The organism is Plantibacter sp. CFBP 13570 (genome assembly GCF_014841395.1).
In the GTDB taxonomy this organism is placed as follows: Bacteria; Actinomycetota; Actinomycetes; order Actinomycetales; family Microbacteriaceae; genus Plantibacter; species Plantibacter auratus.
Map to the genome: position 1 here is coordinate 43,633 of NZ_JACYTW010000025.1, position 7,019 is coordinate 50,651.

Annotated in this window: 8 protein-coding genes; all 8 read right to left on the bottom strand. The window is 68.7% G+C overall.

Annotation, left to right across the window (positions count from 1 at the left end; translation table 11 throughout):
* Positions 1 to 7 precede the first annotated feature (7 nt).
* Positions 8 to 922: a tRNA (adenosine(37)-N6)-dimethylallyltransferase MiaA gene (gene miaA / locus IFT89_RS10410; RefSeq protein ID WP_192018599.1), complete on the bottom strand. Its 915-nt coding sequence runs from the start codon at positions 920 to 922 to the stop codon at positions 8 to 10.
* On the bottom strand, positions 919 to 2,520 hold the full coding sequence (gene miaB / locus IFT89_RS10415) for a tRNA (N6-isopentenyl adenosine(37)-C2)-methylthiotransferase MiaB (protein ID WP_202938883.1): 1,602 nt from the start codon (positions 2,518 to 2,520) through the stop codon (positions 919 to 921). The genes miaA and miaB overlap by 4 nt, the downstream gene beginning before the upstream one ends.
* 35 nt (positions 2,521 to 2,555) lie before the next feature.
* Positions 2,556 to 3,434 carry a regulatory protein RecX gene (locus IFT89_RS10420; RefSeq protein ID WP_192018598.1) on the bottom strand — a complete coding sequence of 293 codons (879 nt, stop codon included), beginning with the start codon at positions 3,432 to 3,434 and terminating at the stop codon, positions 2,556 to 2,558.
* Between the two features lie 26 nt (positions 3,435 to 3,460).
* Positions 3,461 to 4,603 carry a recombinase RecA gene (gene recA / locus IFT89_RS10425; RefSeq protein ID WP_079707085.1) on the bottom strand — a complete coding sequence of 381 codons (1,143 nt, stop codon included), beginning with the start codon at positions 4,601 to 4,603 and terminating at the stop codon, positions 3,461 to 3,463.
* Positions 4,604 to 4,884: 281 nt separating this feature from the next.
* Complete coding sequence (locus IFT89_RS10430) at positions 4,885 to 5,109, bottom strand: DUF3046 domain-containing protein (RefSeq protein WP_079707086.1); 225 nt, start codon at positions 5,107 to 5,109, stop codon at positions 4,885 to 4,887.
* Positions 5,110 to 5,201: 92 nt separating this feature from the next.
* On the bottom strand, positions 5,202 to 5,510 hold the full coding sequence (locus IFT89_RS10435) for a helix-turn-helix domain-containing protein (RefSeq protein ID WP_056012120.1): 309 nt from the start codon (positions 5,508 to 5,510) through the stop codon (positions 5,202 to 5,204).
* A gap of 219 nt (positions 5,511 to 5,729) precedes the next feature.
* Complete coding sequence (locus tag IFT89_RS10440; RefSeq protein ID WP_202938884.1) at positions 5,730 to 6,245, bottom strand: CinA family protein; 516 nt, start codon at positions 6,243 to 6,245, stop codon at positions 5,730 to 5,732.
* Complete coding sequence (gene pgsA, locus IFT89_RS10445) at positions 6,242 to 6,850, bottom strand: CDP-diacylglycerol--glycerol-3-phosphate 3-phosphatidyltransferase (protein WP_137243233.1); 609 nt, start codon at positions 6,848 to 6,850, stop codon at positions 6,242 to 6,244. The genes IFT89_RS10440 and pgsA overlap by 4 nt, the downstream gene beginning before the upstream one ends.
* Between the last annotated feature and the right edge of the window lie 169 nt (positions 6,851 to 7,019).

A 7,019-nucleotide genomic window follows, 5' to 3' on the forward strand; every position in this document is an offset into this window, starting at 1 on the left:
GACCAGTCTACGGGCGCACTCGGCGGGCCAGCTCACTCGCCTCGGCGCTGCCGCCCTCCACCCAGGTGATCGCCGGATAGCGCTTGAACCAGCTGACCTGACGGCGCGCGTACCGCCTCGTCAGACGCTGGGTCTCGGCGATCGCCTCCGCTTCGGTGAGCTCCGACCGCAGTTGCGCCACCGCTTGGGCGTACCCGATCGCACGGCCGGCGGTGACGCCCTGCTCGAGGCCGTGCTCGAGCAGCTCGGCGGTCTCCGCGACGAGTCCTGCGTCCCACATCATCTCGACGCGCCGGTCGAGGCGCTCGACGAGGACCTCTCGCGGCGTCGAGACCCCGACGACCTCGACCGGCCGCCAGTGGACGGGGCGTTCCGGAAGCGCTGCACCGTGGCCGCGCTCGGCCAACTCGTGGACTTCGAGTGCGCGCACGACCCGGCGGGCGTTCGCCGCATCGATGCGGTCGGCGGTCGCGGGATCGGCCAGGCGGAGCCGCTCGATGAGCGCCGGGAGCCCCTCCTCCTCGAGTTCCCGTTCCAGGCGCTCGCGCAGGGCGCGGTCTCTCGGGGGGAACCGGAAGTCATGGATGACGCTCGAGACGTACAGCCCGGAACCGCCGACGAGGATCGGCGTCACCCCACGCGCGGTGAGCTCGTCGATCACTGCGCGAGCCGTCGGCTGGTACCAGGCGACGGACGCCTCCTCCGTGACGTCCAGGACGTCGAAGAGGTGGTGCGGGATCCCGCGCCGCTCCTCCATGGGCAGCTTCGCGGTCCCGATGTCCATGCCGCGATAGAACTGCATGGCATCGGCGTTGACGATCTCGGCTGGACGCCCCGCCTCGCGGAGAGCGGTCGCCAGCTCGAGCGACAGTGCGGACTTCCCCGTCCCGGTCGCTCCGACGACCGCGAGGAAGCCGGTCACCGACGTTCGCCGTCGCTCGGGTCGTAGATGGGAGACGTGGTCACGCCGACGGTCGGCGCCCCGATGCGCATCCCCGGCAAGCCGAGTGAGACTCGGCCTGGCTCCGCCGCGGCGGCCGTCGTCGGCACACCGCAGGAGTCGGCCTGAGCTCGATCCCAGGCGTCTCCGGCACGCGTCCGACGTACCCGCAGTGGCTCACCGCCGGGTGCGTCGGCGATGAGGTGGAACGACGCCGCCTCGGTGATGGTCACGGTCACGACGTCGCCCGGTCGCGGCACCTCGGAGCCCGCCGGCACCTCGAAATGGACGAGCCGGGAGTCCTCGGCCCGCCCGCTCAGTCGATGCGTGGCGTCGTTCTTGCGCCCCTCGCCGACCGCGACGAGCAACTCGACCTGCCGGCCCACCTGGCGCTGGTTCTCCTCGAGACTGATGCGGTCCTGCAACGCGATGAGGCGCTCGTACCGCTCCTGCACGACGGCCTTCGGGACCTGATCGGGCATGGTGGCCGCCGGTGTACCGGCACGGATCGAGTACTGGAAGGTGAAGGCGCTGGCGAACCGTGCGGCCTCGACCACGCGGAGGGTCTCCTGGAAGTCCTCCTCCGTCTCACCGGGGAACCCGACGATGATGTCGGTCGAGATGGCCGCGTGCGGGATCCTGGCACGGACCCGGTCGAGGATCCCGAGGAAGCGCTCGGACCGGTAGGAGCGACGCATCGCCTTGAGGATGCGGTCGGACCCCGATTGCAGCGGCATGTGCAGTTGCGGCATCACGTTCGGCGTCTCGGCCATCGCATCGATCACGTCGTCGGTGAAGGCGGCCGGGTGCGGGCTCGTGAACCGGACGCGCTCCAAGCCCTCGATCGTGCCGGCCGCCCGCAGGAGCTTGCCGAACGCCTGACGATCCCCGAACTCGACACCGTAGGAGTTCACGTTCTGCCCGAGCAGCGTCACCTCGATCGCGCCGTCCTCGACGAGCGCGCGCAGCTCACCGAGGATCTCGCCCGGGCGACGGTCCTTCTCCTTGCCACGGAGCGACGGCACGATGCAGAAGGTGCACGTGTTGTTGCATCCGACGGAGATCGAGACCCAACCGCTGTAGCTGGAATCGCGTTTGGTCGGGAGGGTGGAGGGGAAGGTGTCGAGCGACTCCAGGATCTCCAGCTGGGCCTCGTCGTTGTGCCGAGCCCGCTCCAGCAGCGACGGCAGTGAACCCATGTTGTGCGTCCCGAAGACGACGTCCACCCACGGGGCCTTCCGGAGGATGACCTCTTTGTCCTTCTGCGCCAGACAACCGCCGACGGCGATCTGCATGCCGCTGCGCTGCTTCTTGATCGATGCCAGGTGGCCGAGGTTGCCGTACAACTTGTTGTCGGCGTTCTCGCGGACCGCGCAGGTGTTGATGACCACGATGTCCGCCTGCTCGCCGTCCGCCTTGATGTAACCGGCGGCCTCGAGTGACCCGCTGAGCCGCTCGGAATCGTGCACGTTCATCTGGCACCCGTAGGTGCGGACCTCATAGCTCCGCTGCCGACCTGACTCGTCGATCGCGGCGGGTGAGGCGCTGATGACCGTGGGCGTCTCGACGATGCTGCTCATACCGGCAGTCTACGCGCGGCCTGAGATGCCTCCGGTCAGCGGAAACTCACGCCGGAACGCTTCGACCCCGACAGGGCACGCGAGCACGCCTCACGGATGATCGCCGAGCCGTATCCGCGTCTCGCGAGATAGGCCGACAGACGTCGCTCGGCCGTCGCCTGATCGAGGGAGCGCAGTTGACCGGCGCGCTTCTCGGCGACGACCAGCGCTCGTCGGAGCTCGTCGTCGTCGTCGATGGCTTCGAGGGCCTCGGAGACGATCGAGGCGTCGATGCGTCGCGAGGAGAGTTCGCGGCCGATCACCGCACGGGACTGCCCCTTGCGGGTGTGCAGGCTCTCGACGAGTTGACGCGCGAGTTCGGCGTCGTCGAGATAGCCGCGTCGGCGGAGCTCGGCGAGGACGTGCTCGACCTCGTCGGGTGCGGCGTCGTGGCCACGGAGGAGTTCCGCGATCTCCCACTCGGAACACCCGCGGCGGGCGAGTCGTCGCACCGCGAGCAGATCGAGTTCGGCCAGCCGGACCTCCGGATCGACCGGAGCCTCGACCTCATCGGCTTCGGCGCGGTCGTCTGCGTCGTCGTCCTCCGGCGCCTCGACGACCGCGGTCCAGGCGAGGGTCCGCGGTGCGGGCTCGGGTGGTGTCGTCGGGTTCGTCGCCGCGGGGAGATCGCTCGACACGTCGCGCGGCGGGGTGGTCTCCGTCTCGGTGCGTTCGGTGGACGTCCGCCGCAACGGAGCGACGGGACGCACGACGGGCGCGGCCACGACCGGTGCGTCGTCGGTCTGCCCGACGAACCAGCCGCTGGGCTCGGCAGCGGCATCGGGCGCCGGACGGCGACCGAACAGCGAGGTCACGGGGGCCACGTGCTCCGACGACTCGTCGGCCGGACCGGCGGGAGGGAAGGAGACGACCATGGTGACCTCGCTGTTCGGGGCGCGCGTTACGCGCTGCGCTTCGCGGCGGACTTCGGTGCGCCGGCGGCTGCGAGCTGCGGGGCTCCACCGGTCGCCGCCTCGAGCGCCGCGGCCTCGGCAGCAGCGACCTCGGCTGCGGCGGCATCCGCGGCCTTCTTGGTGGCGGCACCCTCGGCACCGACACCGAGCTTGCCGAGGATCCGGCGCTCGATCTCAGCGGCGATGTCCGGGTTCTTCAGCAGGAAGTTCCGGGCGTTCTCCTTGCCCTGACCGAGCTGATCGCCCTCGTAGGTGTACCAGGCGCCGGCCTTCTTGACGATGGCGTGCTCGACACCGAAGTCGATCAACGACCCTTCGCGGGAGATGCCCACGCCGTACAGGATGTCGAACTCGGCCTGCCGGAAGGGCGGAGCCATCTTGTTCTTGACGACCTTCACGCGCGTGCGGTTACCCACGGCCTCCGTGCCGTCCTTCAGCGTCTCGATGCGACGGATGTCGAGTCGGACCGAGGCGTAGAACTTCAGGGCCTTACCACCGGCGGTCGTCTCGGGGCTGCCGAACATCACACCGATCTTCTCGCGCAGCTGGTTGATGAAGATCATCGTCGTGTTCGTCTGGTTCAGGCCACCGGTCAGCTTGCGCAGCGCCTGCGACATGAGGCGGGCCTGCAGACCGACGTGCGAGTCACCCATGTCGCCCTCGATCTCGGCGCGGGGCACGAGCGCCGCGACGGAGTCGATCACGATGAGGTCGATGGAACCCGAGCGCACGAGCATGTCGGCGATCTCGAGCGCCTGCTCACCAGTGTCGGGCTGGGAGACGAGCAGCGAGTCGATGTCGACGCCGAGCTTCTTGGCGTACTCGGGGTCGAGTGCGTGCTCCGCGTCGATGAAGGCGGCGATGCCCCCGGCACGCTGGGCGTTCGCGATGGCATGGAGCGTGAGCGTCGTCTTACCCGAGGACTCAGGCCCGTAGATCTCGACGATGCGGCCACGCGGGAGCCCTCCGATGCCGAGTGCGACGTCGAGGGCGATCGAGCCGGTGGAGACGACCTCGACCGGTGCGCGCTCGTCGCTACCGAGGCGCATCACCGAGCCCTTGCCGAACTGACGGTCGATCTGGGCGAGTGCGGTTTCGAGGGACTTCTCGCGTTCAGCTGGACTTGGCATGGTGTGCTTCTCTCTGCTCGGTGTCGGGTGCCTATAGGCTGTCGCCGCGTGTTCCGGGACCCGCTTCTGCTGAAGGTCGGGGCCCGAGGGCGACAAGGCGTCGGTCGTTCCTGATGTCTCCGACGGTACGCGCCACCACCGACATACACCGGCGGACGGCCCGATCCGTGCAGAACGCACTCACGAATGATCCTGTGGAGGACACTAGCACCACTAGAACGGATGTTCGATACCGATCGGGCGGCGTGTCGAAGACCGCTTCGCCCGTGGCCCTGGACGCGCTACGCGCCCGGCTGCAGTCGTCCGACGCCGTGGCGTCGCTCGTCCGGCACGTCGGTCGCGGTGCAGAGCGCGATCCAGACGTCGCGGGGCGGGACACCGGCGCGCAACGCCTCCTCGGCGGTCTTCGAGCCGAACTCGGTGAGTCCGAGGTCACCGGTGAGTACCGCTCCGTAGGCCGCGCCGAACTCGTCGGCGACGGCCGTCCTGAACTCACTCAGCTTCATTCCTGCTCCTGTCCCTTCCTCCGTCGTCCGTCCGGACGCGGAAACGCCCCGGGAGAGGGATCCCGGGGCGTTCTGCTGCCGTGCTCGCTCGATCAGCGGGAGACGAGTTCGTCCAGCTCGTTGACCAGTTCGTCCGGAACGGTGTCCGGGATGTTCGGGGAGAGACCCTCGATGACCGCGAGGCGGTCTCCGACCTCTCGCATGATGACGGAGATGGGGGTGTCGAGGGCGTCGGCCACCGATGCGAGGATCTCGCTCGATGCCTCCTTCTGGCCTCGTTCGACCTCGCTCAGGTATCCGAGTGCGACGCTCGCCTTGCTCGCCACCTGGCGCAGCGTGCGACCCTTCTGCAACCGAAAGTCCCTCAGCACGTCGCCGATCTCTTGACGGACTAGAACCACGTGACCCTCCCTCTGTGCTCTACGACCTCGTGTCGTACAGCGCTCTGCTTCTGCAACGCGGATTCACGTCGTCCCAGCTGATCGCCGTCTCGTTCGTGGATGGCCAACATTACAACCACCGTATGCCGAACAGTAACCAGGATCACTGGGCTTTTCTTGTGAATACGTCATCTGTAACGCGATGGAAACGGACGGTATTCCGCCGATCGGAGTCGGCGTTCACTCGAGTGCGTCGAGTTCGCGCACGAGGGCTTCCAACGCCAGCTCGACGGTCCGGTGTCGGATCTCCTGACGGCCTCCGTCCAGGGTGAGCGGCACCACCCGTCCACCCGCTCGCGTCACGATCCCGACGAAGACCGCCCCGACGGCCTGGCCGTCCTGCGGGTCAGGCCCGGCGACGCCGGTCGTCGCGATACCGACGTCTGCCGGAAGCCCGTCGATCGCCAGGGCACGGCGCACGCCGTCGGCCATCTGGAGGGCCACCTCCGGGTGCACGGCGCCATGGAGCGCGAGGAGGCCGGCGTCGACTCCGAGCAACGAGTGCTTCAGGCGGGTGTCGTAGGCGACCACACCGCCTCGAACCGTGGCGGACGCACCGGGAACGCTGATGAGCGCCGCGGCCAGCAGCCCGCCGGTCAGGGACTCCGCGACACCGATCGTCAACCGGGCGTTGATGAGGGCGTGGACCGCCGAGGCGGCACCGGCATCGGCCGACTCGACGGCATCGGACGTCATCGCTTGACCTGCCGGTCGGCGCGCGACCCCCGGACGGCGGTGACGACGTAGTCGATGCCGCTCGCGATGGTCAGGAGCACGGCGATGGTCATGAAGACCCCGTTCACCCAGAGCACCCAGTCACCGAGGAGCACCCAGAACGGCGCGAGGGCGAGTGAGATCGCGACGGCCTGTGCGAGAGTCTTGAGTTTCCCCATCCACGCGGCGGCGACGACATGGTCGGAGATCACGATGAAGCGGTGGACGGTGATGCCGATCTCGCGCACGAGCACGACGATCGTGACCCACCACGGCAGTTCGCCGAGGATCGACAACGCGACGAGCGCTCCGCCCGTCAGCACCTTGTCGGCGATCGGGTCGAGGATCTTGCCGAGGTCCGTCACGAGGTTGCGACTGCGGGCGATGTGCCCGTCGATGCCATCGCTCGCGATCGCGACGACGAAGAGCAGGGCCGCCCACCACCGCAGTGCGCCGTCGGATCCGTCGTCCGCCAGCAGCATCCACATGAACACGGGCGCGAGCACGATCCTCGCGACGGTGATCGCGTTCGGGAGGTTCCAGTTCGAGATGCGCGGCGCAGCAGCCGACGCGTTCGATGCCGTCATGTCTACTCCCGACCGGTGAGACTCCAGGCGTCTTCGTCAGAACCGCCCTCGACCTCAGGATAGTCCTGGAACTGGGCCTCGACCGGGTCCGCACCGTAGCGGTCGGGCTCGACGCCGCCGGCGGCACCGACGACCGGGGCGGCCACGGCGGCTGTCGAGGCCGCCGCTG

Coding starts and splice junctions, on each gene's coding strand:
- pgsA (WP_137243233.1), bottom strand. CDS start 6,850: ATGACGGCATCGAACGCGTCGGCTGCTGCGCCGCGCATCTCGAACTGG.
- recA (WP_079707085.1), bottom strand. CDS start 4,603: ATGCCAAGTCCAGCTGAACGCGAGAAGTCCCTCGAAACCGCACTCGCC.
- IFT89_RS10430 (WP_079707086.1), bottom strand. CDS start 5,109: ATGAAGCTGAGTGAGTTCAGGACGGCCGTCGCCGACGAGTTCGGCGCG.
- IFT89_RS10440 (WP_202938884.1), bottom strand. CDS start 6,245: ATGACGTCCGATGCCGTCGAGTCGGCCGATGCCGGTGCCGCCTCGGCG.
- IFT89_RS10420 (WP_192018598.1), bottom strand. CDS start 3,434: ATGGTCGTCTCCTTCCCTCCCGCCGGTCCGGCCGACGAGTCGTCGGAG.
- miaB (WP_202938883.1), bottom strand. CDS start 2,520: ATGAGCAGCATCGTCGAGACGCCCACGGTCATCAGCGCCTCACCCGCC.